The sequence below is a fragment of the Brachybacterium sp. ACRRE genome (genome assembly GCF_022346485.1).
In the GTDB taxonomy this organism is placed as follows: domain Bacteria; phylum Actinomycetota; class Actinomycetes; order Actinomycetales; family Dermabacteraceae; genus Brachybacterium; species Brachybacterium halotolerans.
Genome location: NZ_JAKRMO010000053.1, coordinates 1 through 16,125, shown reverse-complemented (window position 1 = coordinate 16,125; position 16,125 = coordinate 1). Strand labels below are relative to the sequence as shown.

The window sequence follows — 16,125 nt, the reverse complement described above, 5'->3', positions numbered from 1 at the left end:
TGCGCCTTCCGGGGCGGGACGGGGGAACCGGCCGCGGGGGATCAGTCGAAGAGGATGACCTGGCGGACGGCCTCGCCGTCGGCCAGCTGGTCCATGGCCTCGTTGATTTCCTCGAGGCGGATGGTGCGGCTGATCAGCTCCTCGACCGGCAGCTTCCCCTCGAGGTAGAGCCGGGCGTACTCGGGCACGTCGCGCCGGGGCACGGCCGATCCCAGGTAGGAGCCGATGATCGACTGGGCCTGCGCGGTGAGCGGCAGCGGGGCGATCGTGACCTGCGCGGTCGGCGCGGGCAGACCCACGGTGACCATGGTGCCGCCGAAGCCGATCGCGCCCACCGCGGTCTCGAAGGCCTTCGGATGGCCGGCGGCCTCGACCACGCGGTCGGCGGTGATCTTCTGCTCGGCGACCTCCTGCGGGGTGAACGTGCGGTGGGCGCCGAGCTCCTTCGCCCGCTCGAGCTTCGCGGGCAGGTTGTCCACGGCGATCACCTCCTTCACGTCCTGCGCGAGGGCGGTGATCAGGGCCGCCATGCCCACGCCGCCCAGGCCCACGATCATGATCGAGTCCTCGGGGCCCGGCTGCGCGGCGTTCAGGACGGCCCCGCCGCCCGTGAGCACGGCGCAGCCCAGCACGGCGGCGACCTCGGGCGGGACCTCCTCGGGGACGACGACGGCGCTCGCCTGGTCCACGACGGCGCGGGTCGCGAAGCCGCTCACCCCCAGGTGGTGGTGCACGTGCTCGCCGTCTCGGGTGAGGTGGGTCGAGCCGTGCAGCAGCACGCCGTCGTTGTTGGTCCTGGACCCGACCGAACAGGGGAGGCGGCCGTCGGTGCGGCATTCGCGGCACTCCCCGCAGCGGGGGAGGAAGCTCATCACCACGCGGTCGCCCACGCGGATGTCCTCCACCTCGGCGCCCACGGCCTCGACGCGGCCGGCGGCCTCGTGCCCCAGCAGCATGGGGACCGGTCGCGGCCGGTTGCCGTCGACCACGGAGAGGTCGCTGTGGCACACGCCCGCGGCCTCCATGCGCACGAGGATCTCGGTCGAGCCGGGCTCGGTGAGCTCGAGCTCGCTGATGGTGATCGGCCGCGAGTCGGCATAGGGGCGCTCGCGCCCCATCTCCTCGAGGACCGCGCCGCGGATCTTCATGCGGTCGCCTCCTTCGTCGTCCCGAACGTCGCCTGCGCGACCTTCGTGGCGAGCGGGTCGCCGGCCCGGAGCGGTCGGCCCTCGAAGGCGCCCTCGTGGGCGAGGATCGGCCGACGGTCGCCGGCGAGCTCGGGGTGCTTCTCCTCGAGCTTCTCGCGGCGGCTCATCTCGCGGTGCCAGCCGCGCACCACGTCGGGATGGCCCTGCTGGATGCCGCGCCAGGTGGTCGGCATCTCCTCGCGCGAGCGGCCCGTGTCGGCCGTGCCGAGCTGGCGCACGGAGGCCGGGACGCGGGAGGTCTCCGCCCCGCACCGGCATCGCGGGTTGTCGTCGAACATCGAGGCCAGGCCCGCTTCGAAGCGGTGGCCCTCGGCGCACTTGAGGTCGTAGAGGATCATCGTCGGCCCCCTCAGCTGTAGAAGCCGTCGGGCGCGAGGGTGAGGCCCTTGCGCTGCTCGGCGTCGTGCCCGAAGATCATCTCCGCGCCGGTCTGCTCCTGGATCCTCCGCAGCTTCTCGACGGACTCGAGCCAGCCCACGCTGTCCCAGACGATGCCGGCGCCGATCGCGGGCGGGCCCCAGCTCGCGCCGAGGTAGACGGCGTCGGAGGTGAAGATCTTCGTGCCGTCCTCCGGCAGGTCCACGCGCAGGCTCATGGTGCCCCAGGTGTGCCCCGGGGTGGAGATGACGCTGACGCCCGGCACGATCTCGGCGTCGCCGTGGACGGGCTCCAGCGGCAGGCCGGAGAAGCCGGAGACCAGATGGGCGCCGGCGAACTCGCCCTCGATGCCCTTCACGCCCTCGATCTCGTCGGCCTGGGCGAGGATGCGGGTCTTCCCGTTCTCGAACATCTTCGCGTTCGCCGCATGGTCGAAGTGCAGGTGGGAGAGGACAAGGATGTCGATGTCCTCGGGGGTGAGCTCGAGGTCCGCGAGCGCGGTGTCGAGGTAGCCGGGGCCCGCGGGGTCCTCCTGGACGGGGAAGAAGTCCTGGAACCCGGTGGGCTCCCAGCGCTTCTCCCAGTCGCGCGGCACTCCCGTGTCCCAGAGGATCCGCCCCTCGGGAGTCTCGATGAGGACGGCGTGCGTGGGTGCCTCGCCCCAGGCGGCGGGCTTGTCCTTGTGCTGACGGTCGGTGATCGTGTTCCCCGCCTGCAGCAGCAGCCAGGTGTGGTCGCACTCCATGACCCCTGTGGACAGGACGTGCAGCTTCATAGGCGAATCGGTCGCAGTCATCGATGACTCCTCACGGTCGGTGCCTCGCCGGGCGACGGTGCCGGGCGGCGGCGCGTTCGCTCCCCACGCTATGGCCCGGGCCACACCGCGCCTATGGTGTGCGGTGACAGGGATCGGGCCGATCGATGGAGGATGGTCCATGGGGGCGATGGAGTCTCTGCTGCGCGCGGTGATGGCCGAGGAGGATCCGGCGCGGCTCGAGGGGGCGATCGCCGCGGCGCGCGAGGGCGTCGGGGCCGACGGGCCCGCGCTCGACGAGGCCGACGCCCGCACCCTGCGCGCCCTCCAGCAGCGCCTCGCCCAGGGTGCGCGGCGCGAGGAGCTGCTGCGCACGGTCTCCTCGATCGCCGTGGACGTCACCACGCGGCGCGACGTGGTGGGCGTGCTCCACGAGATCGTGCGCCGCACCCGCCTGCTCACCGGCGCCGACATGGCCTACATCGCCCTGAACACGGCGGACACCACCTTCATCCGCGAGTCCGACGGGGTGCGCACCGAGGAGTACCGCACCCTGCGCATGCCCATCGGCTACGGCGTGCTGGGGCGCGCCGCGACGGGCCGGGCGATCGTCACCACCGCCGACTACCTCGAGGATGCGGCGCTGTCCCACATCGGGGAGATCGACGACATCGTGCGCGGCGAGGGCGTGCGCTCGATCCTCGCCGTGCCCATGACCCTGCGCGAGCAGGTGCACGGCGCTCTGCTGATCGCCGACCGCACGAGCCGCGAGTACCCGCCCGAGACCGTCGACATCGTGGACACGCTGTCCCGCCATGCGAGCGTCGCGCTCGACAACGCGCGCCGCTTCGAGGAGGTCACCGGGGCGCTCGCGAGCCTCAGCGCACAGCAGGACGAGGACGAGGAGCGCATGGTCGAGCTCCACGAGATCCTCGACCTCGACGCGGGACTGCTCGAGGCGCTCCTGGACGGCGGCGATCTCGAGGTGCTCGCCCGCCGCGTGCACGAGCTGCTGGGCGCCGACCTCGCGCTCCTCGACGCCGGCGGGGTGCCGATGGTCGAGACGGATCCGGGCGCGCGCCTCGCCGTCGGCCTCGACGGGGAGGCGCTGCGGGCGGCCCGCGGCACGGGCAGGCCCGCCGTCTCCGGTGGGACCACGCTGGCCTGCGCGAGCAGCGGCCGGGAGCACCTGGGCACGCTCGTCGTCGGCCGGGCCCTCGCCCCGCGCCTGCTGCCCCGCGTGCAGAGGGTCGCCGTGTTCTTCGGGATCCTGCTCCTGCTGGGCAGGGCGCAGCAGGACGACAGGCGCCGCCGGGACCGGGCCGTGATCGACGCCCTGGTGCGCGGCGGGCGCGAGGTCGACACGGTGCGCGGGGACGCCCGGGTGCGCGCCGTGAGGCCCGGCGCGGGCGTGCGGATGGTCGCGATCGACGTCTTCGACCTCGACGTCGGCCCCCTCGCCGACCGCCTGCGCGCGGGCACGGCGCACGACGGCGCGGTGGTCGCGCTGCACGGCGACCACCTGTGCGTGCTCGTGCCCGATGCCGCGGCCGACGCGCTCTCCGCGCTGCTCGACGTCGCCGGCAGCGGCGTGAACGCGGGCTGGTCGAGTCCCGTCGAGGACCTCGAGCGGATCCCCGCGGCGCACCGCTCCGCGGAGCTCGCCCTGCGCTCCCTCGCCGTGCTCGGGGTGCGCGGCAGATCGGCCGACGGCGAGAGGATCGGGATGGTCGGGCTGATGGCCGAGGCGATCCACCGGGACCCCACGCTGCCCTCGCCGCTGCTCGTGATCCGCCCGCTCGAGGACTACGACCGCGAGCACGGCACCGAGCTCACGCGCAGCGCCTGGGCCTTCGCCGAGTCCGGTCGCCACGTGCCGCGCACCGCGCAGATGCTGCACGTGCACCCCAACACCGTGCGCCAGCGCCTCGAGCGGATCGCGGGGCTGCTGGGGGAGGACTGGCGCGCGCCCGCGAGGTTCCTCGACCTCCACTTCGCCCTGCGCATGTGGTCGCTGGGGCGCGAGGAGGCCGGTGGCTAGACCCCGACCCGCTCCAGGTCCGCGCCGCGCGCGGCGAAGTAGGCGTCGGCTCGCTCGCGGTCCCAGCCGTGGGACTGGCGCAGGCCCTCGGCGAGCATGTCGAGATACGCGGGGACGGGCTGGGTGGCCGGCACGTCGCCGATCCCCTCCGGTGCGGTGAAGGTGAGCATCGGGACGCCATCGCGCTCGCCGAGCACCACCAGGGTCTCGTAGCGACCGGGGCCGACGGCCACGCGCGTGCCGGCCGGGGCCGCGGTGGCGTCCGTCCCTGCGCCGATGCCCACGTCCTCGCGCACGAGGCGCTCGACGGGGTCGTCCTCCTGGACCGGGCGGTGCATCTCCTGGGCGGCGACGTCCGCGAACTGGGGGATCGTCAGCAGGAAGGCGCGGGCCGGCGTCGGACCCTCGGCATCGTGGTCGTAGAAGCCCATGCCGCCGCTCCACACGCGGGACTCTCCCGCGAAGTGCAGTCGGCCCGGGAGCATCACGCCCGCTGCCTCGCGCGGGGGAGTGCGGTCGCGGGCCCCGGTGTATCCGATCAGCGCGCCCGGCGGCCTGCCGCCCTGGATGTAGCAGGCGAGGCGCTCGGCGTTCATGTTCGAGCCGTAGCTGACGTACCAGACGAGATCGCGATCCATGGTGCGTCCATCCTGCGCACGCACCGTCGGCCGATGCCAGAGCGGCGCGCCGGTTCCGAGACGGCCCTCACGCCCCGCGCCCCGCGCTCGCCGCTCGCTGCTGCCGCTCAGCTGCTGCGGCGCAGGGCCCTGTTCCCCGTCGAGGGCGCGAGGAAGATCGCGACGGCGACCACCGCGGCGGGCAGCAGCAGCGCCCCGCGCAGTCCCACGTGATCGCCCACGAAGCCCAGCACCGGCGGGCCGACGAGGAAGGCCATGTAGCCGACGATCGAGGCCAGGGCGACGCGCTGGGCGGGCTGCGGCCCGGAGTCCCCGGCGGCCGAGAGCGCGACGGGGAAGCCGAGCGAGGCGCCGAGGCCCCAGAGGATCACGGCCGCGCCGGCCACGATCTGGTTGTCCACCAGGGAGACCAGGACCAGTCCGGCGGTCGCGCAGGCGGCGCTCGCCGCGAGCACGGGCGCGCGGCCCAGGCGGTCGATGATCGGGCCCCCGGCGAAGCGTCCCGCCGTCATCGACGCCGCGAAGACCGCGTAGACCGCGCTGCCGAGCGCCGCGTCGAAGCCGTGGCCGTCGACCATGACGAGCGGCAGCCAGTCGTTCGCGGTGCCCTCGGCCAGTGCCATGGCCAGCACGATCGCGCCGATCAGCAGCAGGCGACCGTCCTTCCAGACCGGCGGGCCGGTGCGGTGCCCGTGGGTGGCGCGCTCCTCGGCGGTGACCTGGCCCGTCGCGGCGGGCAGCAGGCGGATCGCCCAGGCCAGCAGCGCCGCGCCGATCACGCCGATCACGAGCAGATGGGGGACCACGGGGAGGCGCACGGCGTTCGCGAGGATTCCGGCGCACGCCCCCACCACCGTGCCCAGGCTGAAGCAGCCGTGCAGGGTGGGCAGGAAGGTGCGGCCGGACTCGCGCTCGACCGCGGCGCCCTCGATGTTCATGGCGACCTCGCCGCCGCCGGTGCCGGCGCCGAACAGGGCGAGGCCCAGGGTGACCACGAGCGCCTGCTGCGTGGCCGCGCCCGCGGCGATCGTCGGCATCGCGAGCACCAGCAGCGCGGAGGCGACGAGCACGACCCGTCGGGCCCCCAGGCGCATCACTGCCGGCCCCGAGGTGAGGATCCCGAGCATCGAGCCGACGGACAGGCCGAACAGCACGAGGCCCATCCGCGCCGTGGAGGCGCCCAGCAGGTCGCGGATCGCGGGGGTGCGCGTCACCCAGGAGGAGATGCTGATCCCGGGCAGGACGAACAGGGCGCAGAGCGCGAGGCGGCGCAGGGCGAGGGAAGCGGGTGCGCCGGGCACGGGCGTCTCCAGATCACGTAAACGTACGGTCGTACACAAGTGTAGGGGCGGCGCGGGCGCGGGTGCACGCGTGCTCCGCGCAGCGGAACGCCCCCGCGGCCGGCGCAGCGCTGAGCGGTGCGCGGGCGGCGGGGGCGTTCCCGTCGGCCGACGGATCGGCGGCGGGCCGGGAGGTCAGTCGAGGCCCGCGATGTCGCGCGGCTCCTCGGCCCCCTCCTCGTTCTCGCTGACGATCATGCGGATCGGCTCCACCTTCGCCCAGACGGCGAAGACGATCCCGACGACCACCATGACCAGGCCGGCCCACAGGTTGGCGTTGACGCCCCCGGTCTTGGCGGACTCGACGTCGGTGAAGTCGAAGAGCCCCACAAGCAGCAGGATCACGCCGAACAGTGCGACCAGCAGACCGATGAAGTTGCGGATGTCGAAGGCGCCGGCGGTCTGGACCTTGGCGCCCGCGGAATCGGGGACTGCGACGGGGCCGCCCTCGAGGTTCTCGTTGTCGTTCATGACTTCTCTCCTCCGTCCCGGCTCACGCGAAGACGATGTTCAGGATGATGACCAGCGCCAGGCCGATCCCGGCCATCGGGACCGGCCGACGGAAGAAGGGCAGGCCCTTCTCGTCGGGGTCCACGAGATCGGTCTTGGGGGTCTCGGAGTAGACGAGGCCCTTGAGCTCGTGCACAGGCTTGGGGCGCGTGAACTGCGTGACGACCACCGAGACGATGATGTCCACGACGAACGCGGTCGCCGCGCTCAGGAACGCGAGGCCCTGGCCCGGCAGGACGAACACCTCGCCGAAGGTCGACAGGCTCCACAGGATGACGGCGGCGACCGTGCCCGAGGCGAGGCCCGACCAGCCGGCGGCCGGCGTCATCCGCTTCCAGAACATGCCCAGGATGAACGTCGCGAACAGCGGCGCGTTGAAGAACCCGAACAGGGTCTGCAGGTAGTCCATGAGGTTCGAGAACTGCCCGGCGATGAGCGCCGTGAAGATCGCGATCACGCAGGCCACCGCCGTGGCGATGCGGCCCACGAGGATGTAGTGCTTGTCCGGGGCGTCCTTCTTGACGTACTGCTGGTAGAGGTCGTAGCTGACCACCGTGTTGAAGGCCGAGATGTTCGCGGCCATGCCGGCCATGAACGCGGCCAGCAGGCCCGCGATCGCCACGCCCAGCAGGCCGTTGGGCATCACGTCGCGCATCAGCAGCAGCAGGGCGTCGTTGTAGGAGACGCCCGTGGCGGCCGCCCCGGCGGCATCGCCCCCGAAGTCGAGCTTCTTGAACTCGGTCATGTCCGAGACCAGCACGCCGGCGATCATGCCGGGGATGATCACGATGAAGGGGATGAACATCTTGGGGAAGGCGCCGATGATCGGCGTCATCCGGGCGGCGGTGATGGACTTGCTGGCCATCGCGCGCTGGACCTCGACGAAGTTCGTCGTCCAGTAGCCGAAGGAGAGCACGAAGCCCAGGCCGAACACGATGCCGACCACCGAGAGGATCGGGCTGTTGAAGCCCGAGAGCTGCTCGCCCGGCCAGGAGTGGAGCTGCTCGGCGCCGAGCATGCCGTCACCGGCGACCTTCTCCTTCAGGCCGCTCCAGCCGCCCACGCGGTGCAGGCCGATCAGCGTCAGCGGCAGCAGCGCCGCGACGATCACGAAGAACTGCAGCACCTCGTTGTAGATGGCCGCGGAGAGCCCGCCCACCGAGATGTAGAAGAGCACGAAGGCGGCGGCGACGATGAGGCCCACCCACTGGGGCCAGCCCAGCAGGCGGTTCACGATCGTGGCCAGCAGGTACAGGTTCACGCCCGCGATCAGCAGCTGCGCGGCGGCGAAGCTGATGGAGTTCACGAGGTGCGCGGCGGTGCCGAAGCGCATGCGCATGAACTCGGGGACGCTGCGCACCTTCGAGCCGTAGTAGAAGGGCATCATCACGACGCCCAGGAACAGCATCGCGGGGATCGCGCCCACCCAGAAGTAGTGCATCGTGGGCATGCCGTACTGGGCGCCCGTGGCGGACATGCCCATGATCTCGACGGCGCCGAGGTTCGCCGAGATGAAGGCGAGGCCGGTCACCCAGGCGGGCAGGGAGCGGCCGGACAGGAAGAACTCGATGGAGTTGGAGACGCCGCGTTTGGCGAACCAGCCCACACCGAGCACGAAGACGAAGTAGAGCGCGATGATCGCGTAATCGATCCACTGCGCATCCAACCGGATGTCGACCATGACAGGGCCTCGGAGTCCAGGGGAAGGGGCGCCGTCGCGAGCGCGCTCATGGCACTCGGAGGAGCAGCGGGGGGTTGGCCGCCGGGCGGTCACGCTACCACCGCGGGAGGAGCCTCCGGCGGCGACATCCTGCAATCGCCGGACGACCAGCGGGTCCGCGTGGTATGTGAGTCGCGCGCCACATCGCCCGTCGCATCTCCCGCCCCGCCGTCGGCTCGCGCGCCTGGACGCGGTGGGGGCGCGGTGGGGACGCGGCGACGGTGCAGCGGGGCCGACGGCGGTAGCCTGTCGTCGGCCGTTCTCCCCGGCGGCCGGTCGACGACGACCCAGGAGGTCTTCCCCATGTCCCCCTCGTCCCCTGAACCCTCCTCGGGCGCGGCCGCTGCGACGGCCGACGCCCCTCCCGCAGCCCTTCCCGAGCAGACCGTGCGCGCCGAGCAGCGCTGGACCCCCGCGAAGATCGTGCTGTGGGTCGCCATCTCGCTCGTGGGCGCCCTCGGCTGGGTGATGCTCGCGCTCGCGCGCGGGGAGACCATCAACGCGATCTGGTTCGTGTTCGCCGCCGTCGCGACCTACCTCGTCGCCTACCGCTTCTACGCGAAGTTCATCCAGAACCGCCTGGTGAAGCCCGACGACACCCGCGCCACCCCGGCGGAGGCCGAGTACGACGGCAAGGACTACGTCCCCACCGACCGGCGCATCCTCTTCGGCCACCACTTCGCCGCGATCGCCGGCGCCGGCCCGCTCGTCGGCCCCGTCCTCGCCGCGCAGATGGGGTACCTGCCCGGCACCATCTGGATCATCGTGGGCGTGGTGCTCGCGGGCGCCGTCCAGGACTTCCTGGTGCTCGTGATCTCGACGCGCCGCCACGGCCGCTCCCTCGGGCAGATGGCCCGCGACGAGCTCGGCGTCGTCGGCGGCGTCGCCGCGTTCATCGCGACCCTGACCATCATGCTGATCATCGTCGCGATCCTCGCGATGGTCGTCGTGAACTCCCTCGGGGAGAGCGCCTGGGGCGTCTACAGCGTGGGCCTGACCATCCCGATCGCGATCTTCATGGGCCTCTACCTGCGCTTCCTGCGCCCCGGCAAGGTCTTCGAGGTCTCCGTGATCGGCGTGGCGCTGCTGCTGTTCGCGATCATCTCCGGGCGCTGGGTCGCCGAGACCGGCTGGGGCGACGCCCTGTTCCACCTGGACCGCCCCGTGCTCGCAGGGCTGATCATCGCCTACGGCTTCATCGCCGCCGTGCTGCCCGTGTGGGTGCTGCTCGCCCCGCGCGACTACCTCTCGACGTTCATGAAGATCGGCACGATCGTCATGCTCGCCGTCGCGATCATCGTGGTGCGCCCCAGCATCTCGACCCCCGCGGTCTCCGAGTTCGCCTCCCGCACCGACGGGCCCGTGTTCACCGGCGGCCTGTTCCCGTTCCTCTTCGTCACCATCGCCTGCGGCGCCCTCTCCGGCTTCCACGCGATGATCTCCTCGGGCACCACTCCGAAGCTCGTGGAGAAGGAGCGCCAGATGCGCATGATCGGCTACGGCGGCATGCTCATGGAGTCCTTCGTGGCGATCATGGCGCTGGTCGCAGCCGTCTCCATCGACCGCGGCATCTACTTCGCGATGAACTCCTCCGCCGCTGCGACCGGCGGCACCATCGAGGGCGCCGCGCAGTTCGTCAACTCGCTCGGCCTCACCGGCGTGAACCTCGATCCGTCGACGCTCGCGCAGACCGCGAAGGACGTCGGCGAGGAGTCGATCGTCTCGCGCACCGGCGGCGCGCCCACGCTCGCCGTGGGCCTCGCGGGCATCATGCACAAGCTCGTGGGCGGCCCCGCGATGATGGCGTTCTGGTACCACTTCGCCATCATGTTCGAGGCGCTGTTCATCCTCACCAGCGTCGACGCCGGCACCCGCGTGGCCCGCTTCATGCTGGCCGACGCCCTGGGCGGCTGGAAGCCCCGCTTCCGCGACCACTCGTGGCGCGTCGGCGCCTGGATCACCACCGCGGTGATGGTCGCCGGCTGGGGGTCGATCCTCATGATGGGCGTGCTCGACCCCCTGGGCGGCATCAACACCCTGTTCCCGCTCTTCGGCATCGCGAACCAGCTGCTGGCCGCGGTCGCCCTCGCGATCTGCCTCGTGGTGTTCGCCCGCAAGGGCCGCACCTGGTCGTTGCTGATCATCTTCGTGCCGCTCGCCTTCACCGCGGTCGTCACCATCACCGGCTCGTTCCAGAAGATCTTCTCCTCCGACCCCGGGGTGGGCTACTGGGCGAACCACATCGCCTACCGCGACGCGCTCGCCGCGGGCAAGACCGAGCTGGGCCTCGCGAAGACCCCCGAGGACATGCACGCGGTCGTCTTCAACACCGCCGTGCAGGGATCCCTCTCGATCCTCTTCGTGGTCTGCACGATCATCGTCATCGTGGTCTCGCTCTGGCGCACCTGGCAGGCGCTGCACGGGAGGAACCTCCTGGACACCGAGGCCCCGCGCGTGGAGTCCGCGTACTTCGCGCCCGCGGGCATGGTGCCTACGCCCGCCGAGAGGGAGCTCGAGGGCCGCTGGCGTGACCACCTGCGCGAGCACCCCGAGAAGGACCTCGCCGGGACGGTCGGGCACTGATGAGCACGCCAGTGGCTCCGGCGGGGCGGCAGGCGGGCGGGACCGGGCCGGTGCCCGGCCGTCTCGTCGGCGCCCTGCGCGGGGTGCGGCGCTTCGCGCGCGGCGTGCTGGGGTCCGACGCCTACGACCGCTACCTGCACCACCACCGGATCACCGGCTGCGCGCACGCGCCGCTGAGCGAGAAGGAGTTCTGGCGGCGGAAGTACGCCGAGCAGGGCGAGAACCCTTCGGCCGGCTGCTGCTGAGCGGGCGGCGGACCGGTCCGCAGACCCGCGCGGATCCCCGCCCCCGCGCGGGTCCTCTCTTTACGGCGCCTTCCGGCGGTGCCATGCTCGTCGTACTCCCCGCGCAGCGCCGCGCGGACCCCTCGACGGGAGGTCGCCATGACCCCGAACCAGGACACCCCGCCCACCATGGCCGCCGTGCGGCTGATGGGGCACGGAGGGCTCGACCAGCTGGAGTTCTCCCACGATGTCCCCACCCCGAGCCCGTCGGCGGGGGAGGTGCTCATCGACGTCCACGCCTGCGGGATGAACAACACCGACGTGTGGGTGCGCGAGGGCGCCTACGGCAGCGACACCGATCCCAGCGAGGTCTCCACCTGGCGGCGCGGGCGCTCCACCCTCGAGTTCCCGCGGATCCAGGGCGCGGACATCGTGGGCCGCATCGTCGCCGTCGGCCCCGGGGTCGACGCCTCCCGGATCGGCGAGCGGGTGATGGTCGACTTCAGCATCTACCACCGCCCCGAGGGCGACGACTCCCTCGCCGACATCGATTACATCGGCCACGGCCGCGACGGCGGGTACGCCGAGTACGTCGCCGTGCCCGCCGAGAACGCCTACGAGATCACCGCCGACATCCCCGACGCGGGCCTGGCGACCTTCTGCTGCGCCTACCTCACCGCCGAGCAGATGCTCGTGCGCGCCCGCCTCGCCGAGGGGGAGAGGGTGCTGGTCACGGGCGCATCCGGCGGGGTGGGGTCGGCGATCCTGCAGCTCGCGCGGGTGCGCGGGGCGATCCCCTACGCGGTCTCCAGCCCCGGCAAGGAGGAGGCGCTGCGCGCGATCGGCGCCGAGGACGTGATCCTGCGCGGCTCCGGCGATCTCGTGGGCGAGGTCGAACGGGTGGCCGACGGGCCGATCGACGTGGTCGCCGACCTCGTCGCGGGGCCCCTGTTCAACGACCTGCTGCGGATCCTGCGACCCGAGGGCCGGTACACGACGGCCGGCGCGATCGGCGGGCCTGTCGTCGACCTCGACCTGCGCACGATGTACCTCAAGCAGCTCGAGCTGCACGGCTCCTCGCAGGGGACGCGCACCGCGTTCCGGCGGCTCGTGCAGCACATCCAGGAGGGCAGGATCCGGCCGCTGCTGGACCGCACCTTCCGCCTCTCGGACTTCCACGAGGCCCAGCGCACCTTCATGGGCAAGACCTATATCGGCAAGCTCGTGGTCGTGCCCGACCGGCACTGGGACGAGGTCGGGGCGCCCTTCGCGCACGACCGCGCGGCGGGCGATCCCGATGCGCCGTGAACGCACGATCGAGCTGATCGACACGCAGTCCGGCGGGGACGTCAGCCGCATCGTGATCGCCGGCATCGAGCCGATCCCGGGCACGACGGCGCTCGAGAAGGCCCGCTTCCTGCAGCGCGAGGGCGACGGCCTGCGGCGCCTGCTGCTCTCCGAGCCCTACGGCGACCCCGCGATGTCCGTCGACCTCATCGTCGAGCCTGGGCATCCGCAGGCGCAGGCCGGCTACATCATCATGGAGGCCATGGGGTACCCGATGTACTCGGGGTCCAACACGATCTGCACCGCGACCGCCCTGCTGGAGAGCGGGACGATCGCGATGGCAGGCGGTGAGCAGTCCGTCGTCCTGGAATCGCCCGCCGGCCTCGCCCGCGTCACCGCCGACTGCGCCGACGGCCGCGTCGAGTCCGTGACCACGCGCGGAGAGCCCGCCTTCGTCGCCGATCGCGACCTCGTCGTCGACGTGCCCGGGATCGGCCCGGTCCGCTTCGACCTGGTGTGGAGCGGGGCCTACTACGCGCTGGTCCGGGCCGCCGACCACGGCTTCGCGGTCACGGCCGACGAGCAGATCGTCCTCGCCGCCTTCGGCGACGCCTTCGTGCGCGCCGCCCGGCCCGGCCTGCGGCACGAGCATCCCTCCCTCGGGGACGTCGGCCCGCTGCCGTTCGTACACTTCATGGGCGAGATCCGCGCGACTTCGAGCGGAGGGCTCGAATCGCCGTCGGCCACCTACGTGCATCCCGGCGTGATCTGCCGCAGCCCCACCGGGACCGGCACCTCCGCCCGGCTCGCGCTGATGGCCGCGGACGGCGACCTCGCGCCCGGCGGCACCCTGGAGACGATCTCCCCACGCGGCTCCCGGTTCCTCGGCACCCTGACCGGGCCCGCGGAGGTGGGCGGACTGCCCGCATGGGACTCGACGACCACCGGCTCGGCCCGGCTGCTCGCGCGCTCGCACGTCACCGTCGACCTCGACGACCCGCTCGTGGACGCCTCGGACCTGGAGGCGCTGCTGACGGAGTGACCCCAGCGGGGCGCGATCCCGCCCCGCTGGGGTCGCTCCCGGCTCACTCCCCGCGCACGAACTCGCCGAGGTGCTCGCCGAGGGCCACGCGGCTGGGCTCGTGGACGTACATCATGTGGCCGGCCTCGTAGTACTCGATGCGGATCCGCTCGCGGTAGTCGTCGGTGGGGATCTGCAGGTGGGCGAGCACGTGCTCGCTCGCGTGGAACGGGGTCGCCGCGTCGTGGTAGCCGTGGGCGACGAACACCCTGGTGGACGGCACCTTCCGCAGGACCCGGGCGAGGTCGGAGGCGACCTCCACGCTGCGGTTCTCGAATTCCTTGTAGCTCCAGGGGTGGACCTTGGGGGAGAAGATCTCGTAGACCACGTCGGAGGTGAACCCGAGCTCGGCGGTCAGGTACTGGTTGATGGCGGCGGTGTACGCGGGACCCAGCTGGTCGGTCGACGGATCGGTCTCCATCGACCCTGCGTTGAGGTCGCCGGCGGGCGCGCTGAAGCGGCCGTCGATGCGACCGACGATCCGGCCCTCCTCCCGCAGCACCTCCGCGAGATAGGCCATGTGCTCCACGCGCAGGTCGGCCCGCTCCACCCAGTCGGGGCCGACGCCGATGAGCGCCGCGATCTGCTCGGCGGCCTCGCGCTTCTCCTCGGGGTCCAGGCGGTGGCCCTGGGCGAGGAGCTGCGGGTACTCGGTCTCGGCGAAGGCCTCCGCCTCGTCGACGACCTCGAGCAGCGAGCGGCCGGGGTGCTTGCCGTGCGCGTGGGCGATCGCCGCGTAGGTGGGGAGGTAGTGCAGGTACGGGGCGTCGTTGCCGGCGGGGAAGTCCTCGGCGAAGACGATCGTGGAGAAGTCCAGGACCGGCGAGAGCAGGGCGATGCCCGCAGGGGCGACGTTGAAGCGATCCACCAGGCGGCCCGCGACCGCGCTCGCCCGGGTGGTGCCGTAGGACTCGCCGACGAGGTGCACCGGGGAGAGCCAGCGCTCGTTGCGGGTCAGCCAGTCCATGATGAAGTCCGCCACGAGGTCGCGGTCGGCCGTGATCCCGTGGTGGCGGTCGGGCTTCGCGCCGGGCGCGGGGCGCGAGTAGCCGGTCGACATCGCGTCGACGACCACCAGGTCGGCGTCCTTCAGGATCGTCTCGTGGTTGTCGAGCAGGCCGAACGGGGGAGGGGTGAGGGCGCCGGCGTCACCGGAGTCGACCCGCCGCGGGCCCAGCAGACCCAGGTGCAGCCACACGGTCGAGGAGCCGGGGCCGCCGTTGAAGGCGAACACGACGGGGCGCTGGGAGCCGCGGTCGGTCGCGACGTAGCTGACGGCGAACAGCTCCGCGTAGGCGGCGCCGCGCGCATAGGCCTCGCCCTCGGGCTCCTCGGTGAGCACGTGGGTGCCGGCGGTCGCCGTATAGGTGAGGGAGGAGCCGTCGGGCAGCTCGAGCAGGTGGGCCGTGGTCTCGAGGTGGTCCTCGGGCTTCGGGCGCGTCTCCCCGCCCTGGCCGAGCGCGCCGGCCGCGGCCCCCGCGGCAGCGGCCTCGGTCGCGGTGGTGTTCGAGGGGCTGTGGGACTCGGTCATGGAGATCCTCCGCTGCGTCGTGGGTGGCCTCGTCCGATCGTACGGAGGGCAGTGGCCGCCGCGCCGCTGGTTGAACACCGAGTGGGTGGTAGGTATTCTCGTCGGGGACGTCGGACGCATCGCCCGATCGGCCCCGTCACCAGCAGGAGGCAGCGCATGACCACCACGTCCGGGACCGCGCACGAGACCTCGCCCCACCGGCGCGGGAACTACGCCCCGGGGCAGGCGGCGCGCGCACGGATCCTCGACGCCGCGACCGAGGCGTTCGGGGAGCACGGGTACCGCGGGGCGTCCCTCGCCTCGATCGGCCGCATGGTCGGGATGACCCAGCAGGGCGTGCTGCACCACTTCCCGACCAAGCCCGCGCTGCTGCTGGCGGTCCTCGAGGAGAGGGACCGGCGCGGGCAGCTGACGTGGCCGGACGATCGGGCGTTCTCAGGGACCGAGGTCCTCGACGCGTGGGACGCGACCGTCGCCGACAACGTCCGGCGCTACGGGCTCGTGCGGCTCGCGCACGTGCTCGGGGCGGAGGCGACGGAGAAGGACCATCCGGCGCGAGCGCACGTGCTCCGGCACTTCGACATCGGCCTCACCATGCTGCGCGAGGGGTTCAGCGCCGGTGTCGCATCGGGGGAGCTGCGCGATGACCTGGACTACGAGATCGTCATCCGCCAGGTGCTCGCCATGAGCGAGGGCCTGGAGAACCAGTGGCTCCTCGACCCCGACGGCATCGACATCGTCGCCTGCTTCCACGACTTCACCCGTGCTCTGCGCGCACGGATCCGTCGGCCCGTCTGACCCCGCACCGCCGGCCCGCCCCGCAACCGGCG

At 72.3% G+C, this 16,125-nt stretch carries 14 protein-coding genes; 6 read left to right on the top strand and 8 right to left on the bottom strand.

What is annotated here, in order from left to right:
* Positions 1-41: 41 nt before the first annotated feature.
* Genes MHY49_RS14305 through MHY49_RS14295 form a run of 3 tightly spaced genes read right to left on the bottom strand, consistent with a single transcriptional unit; the run spans position 42 to position 2,382 of the window.
* Complete coding sequence (locus MHY49_RS14305) at positions 42-1,148, bottom strand: alcohol dehydrogenase catalytic domain-containing protein (RefSeq protein ID WP_239205168.1); 1,107 nt, start codon at positions 1,146-1,148, stop codon at positions 42-44.
* Positions 1,145-1,546, bottom strand: a complete 402-nt coding sequence (locus MHY49_RS14300; RefSeq protein ID WP_239205166.1) for a zinc ribbon domain-containing protein — start codon at positions 1,544-1,546, stop codon at positions 1,145-1,147. Before MHY49_RS14300 ends, MHY49_RS14305 begins: the two co-directional genes overlap by 4 nt.
* 11 nt (positions 1,547-1,557) lie before the next feature.
* The gene (locus MHY49_RS14295; protein WP_239205164.1) at positions 1,558-2,382 is read right to left on the bottom strand and encodes an N-acyl homoserine lactonase family protein; all 825 of its coding nucleotides are present in this window, start codon (positions 2,380-2,382) and stop codon (positions 1,558-1,560) included.
* A gap of 139 nt (positions 2,383-2,521) precedes the next feature.
* Here MHY49_RS14295 and MHY49_RS14290 point away from each other — a divergent pair, with 139 nt between their 5' ends.
* Positions 2,522-4,381, top strand: coding sequence for a helix-turn-helix domain-containing protein (locus MHY49_RS14290; RefSeq protein ID WP_239205162.1), 1,860 nt, complete (start codon positions 2,522-2,524; stop codon positions 4,379-4,381).
* On the opposite strand, the gene MHY49_RS14285 is transcribed toward MHY49_RS14290, so the two are convergent.
* From MHY49_RS14285 to MHY49_RS14270, 4 genes are all read right to left on the bottom strand, one after another.
* Complete coding sequence (locus MHY49_RS14285) at positions 4,378-5,019, bottom strand: histone deacetylase (RefSeq protein WP_239205160.1); 642 nt, start codon at positions 5,017-5,019, stop codon at positions 4,378-4,380. The two genes, MHY49_RS14290 and MHY49_RS14285, sit on opposite strands and share 4 nt — an antisense overlap.
* Before the next feature lie 107 nt (positions 5,020-5,126).
* Positions 5,127-6,320 (bottom strand): MFS transporter, encoded by a 1,194-nt coding sequence (locus MHY49_RS14280; RefSeq protein WP_239205158.1) that lies wholly within the window; start codon positions 6,318-6,320, stop codon positions 5,127-5,129.
* Positions 6,321-6,494: 174 nt separating this feature from the next.
* On the bottom strand, positions 6,495-6,830 hold the full coding sequence (locus tag MHY49_RS14275) for a hypothetical protein (RefSeq protein ID WP_239205156.1): 336 nt from the start codon (positions 6,828-6,830) through the stop codon (positions 6,495-6,497).
* 22 nt (positions 6,831-6,852) lie between these two features.
* Positions 6,853-8,550: a sodium:solute symporter family protein gene (locus tag MHY49_RS14270; RefSeq protein ID WP_228357148.1), complete on the bottom strand. Its 1,698-nt coding sequence runs from the start codon at positions 8,548-8,550 to the stop codon at positions 6,853-6,855.
* A 342-nt stretch (positions 8,551-8,892) separates the two neighbouring features.
* Between MHY49_RS14270 and MHY49_RS14265 the strand changes: the two genes are divergently transcribed.
* From MHY49_RS14265 to MHY49_RS14250, 4 genes are all read left to right on the top strand, one after another.
* Complete coding sequence (locus MHY49_RS14265) at positions 8,893-11,172, top strand: carbon starvation CstA family protein (protein ID WP_239205155.1); 2,280 nt, start codon at positions 8,893-8,895, stop codon at positions 11,170-11,172.
* On the top strand, positions 11,172-11,417 hold the full coding sequence (locus tag MHY49_RS14260; RefSeq protein WP_370646162.1) for a YbdD/YjiX family protein: 246 nt from the start codon (positions 11,172-11,174) through the stop codon (positions 11,415-11,417). Before MHY49_RS14265 ends, MHY49_RS14260 begins: the two co-directional genes overlap by 1 nt.
* A 138-nt stretch (positions 11,418-11,555) precedes the next feature.
* Entirely contained in the window at positions 11,556-12,704 is a 1,149-nt protein-coding gene (locus MHY49_RS14255; RefSeq protein WP_239205154.1) for an alcohol dehydrogenase family protein, read from the top strand.
* Complete coding sequence (locus MHY49_RS14250; RefSeq protein ID WP_239205153.1) at positions 12,694-13,725, top strand: proline racemase family protein; 1,032 nt, start codon at positions 12,694-12,696, stop codon at positions 13,723-13,725. Before MHY49_RS14255 ends, MHY49_RS14250 begins: the two co-directional genes overlap by 11 nt.
* Positions 13,726-13,768: 43 nt before the next feature.
* On the opposite strand, the gene MHY49_RS14245 is transcribed toward MHY49_RS14250, so the two are convergent.
* Positions 13,769-15,295: a S10 family peptidase gene (locus MHY49_RS14245; protein ID WP_239205151.1), complete on the bottom strand. Its 1,527-nt coding sequence runs from the start codon at positions 15,293-15,295 to the stop codon at positions 13,769-13,771.
* A 156-nt stretch (positions 15,296-15,451) separates the two neighbouring features.
* Between MHY49_RS14245 and MHY49_RS14240 the strand changes: the two genes are divergently transcribed.
* Complete coding sequence (locus MHY49_RS14240) at positions 15,452-16,093, top strand: TetR/AcrR family transcriptional regulator (RefSeq protein ID WP_239205149.1); 642 nt, start codon at positions 15,452-15,454, stop codon at positions 16,091-16,093.
* Positions 16,094-16,125: the final 32 nt, after the last annotated feature.

Excerpts from the sequence above, each read along its gene's own strand:
- MHY49_RS14305 (WP_239205168.1), bottom strand. The coding sequence starts at position 1,148 with ATGAAGATCCGCGGCGCGGTCCTCGAGGAGATGGGGCGCGAGCGCCCC.
- MHY49_RS14300 (WP_239205166.1), bottom strand. The coding sequence starts at position 1,546 with ATGATCCTCTACGACCTCAAGTGCGCCGAGGGCCACCGCTTCGAAGCG.
- MHY49_RS14295 (WP_239205164.1), bottom strand. The coding sequence starts at position 2,382 with ATGACTGCGACCGATTCGCCTATGAAGCTGCACGTCCTGTCCACAGGG.
- MHY49_RS14290 (WP_239205162.1), top strand. The coding sequence starts at position 2,522 with ATGGGGGCGATGGAGTCTCTGCTGCGCGCGGTGATGGCCGAGGAGGAT.
- MHY49_RS14285 (WP_239205160.1), bottom strand. The coding sequence starts at position 5,019 with ATGGATCGCGATCTCGTCTGGTACGTCAGCTACGGCTCGAACATGAAC.
- MHY49_RS14275 (WP_239205156.1), bottom strand. The coding sequence starts at position 6,830 with ATGAACGACAACGAGAACCTCGAGGGCGGCCCCGTCGCAGTCCCCGAT.
- MHY49_RS14270 (WP_228357148.1), bottom strand. The coding sequence starts at position 8,550 with ATGGTCGACATCCGGTTGGATGCGCAGTGGATCGATTACGCGATCATC.
- MHY49_RS14265 (WP_239205155.1), top strand. The coding sequence starts at position 8,893 with ATGTCCCCCTCGTCCCCTGAACCCTCCTCGGGCGCGGCCGCTGCGACG.
- MHY49_RS14260 (WP_370646162.1), top strand. The coding sequence starts at position 11,172 with ATGAGCACGCCAGTGGCTCCGGCGGGGCGGCAGGCGGGCGGGACCGGG.
- MHY49_RS14255 (WP_239205154.1), top strand. The coding sequence starts at position 11,556 with ATGACCCCGAACCAGGACACCCCGCCCACCATGGCCGCCGTGCGGCTG.
- MHY49_RS14250 (WP_239205153.1), top strand. The coding sequence starts at position 12,694 with ATGCGCCGTGAACGCACGATCGAGCTGATCGACACGCAGTCCGGCGGG.
- MHY49_RS14245 (WP_239205151.1), bottom strand. The coding sequence starts at position 15,295 with ATGACCGAGTCCCACAGCCCCTCGAACACCACCGCGACCGAGGCCGCT.
- MHY49_RS14240 (WP_239205149.1), top strand. The coding sequence starts at position 15,452 with ATGACCACCACGTCCGGGACCGCGCACGAGACCTCGCCCCACCGGCGC.